This window comes from Winslowiella arboricola (genome assembly GCF_025527015.1).
GTDB lineage: Bacteria > Pseudomonadota > Gammaproteobacteria > Enterobacterales > Enterobacteriaceae > Erwinia > Erwinia arboricola.
Genome location: NZ_JAODIM010000013.1, coordinates 1 through 255, shown reverse-complemented (window position 1 = coordinate 255; position 255 = coordinate 1). Strand labels below are relative to the sequence as shown.

General features: G+C 55.3%; 1 rRNA gene. It reads left to right on the top strand.

Annotation, left to right across the window (positions count from 1 at the left end):
• A 23S ribosomal RNA gene (locus N5923_RS00060) occupies positions 1-255 on the top strand; the annotation flags it as partial.

The following is a 255-nucleotide window of genomic DNA, read 5'->3' as shown; positions in this document are numbered from 1 at the left end:
GCACAGACAGCCAGGATGTTGGCTTAGAAGCAGCCATCATTTAAAGAAAGCGTAATAGCTCACTGGTCGAGTCGGCCTGCGCGGAAGATGTAACGGGGCTAAACCATGCACCGAAGCTGCGGCAGCGGCGCGCAAGCGTTGTTGGGTAGGGGAGCGTTCTGTAAGCCGTCGAAGGTGGACTGTGAGGTCTGCTGGAGGTATCAGAAGTGCGAATGCTGACATAAGTAACGATAAAGCGGGTGAAAAGCCCGCTCG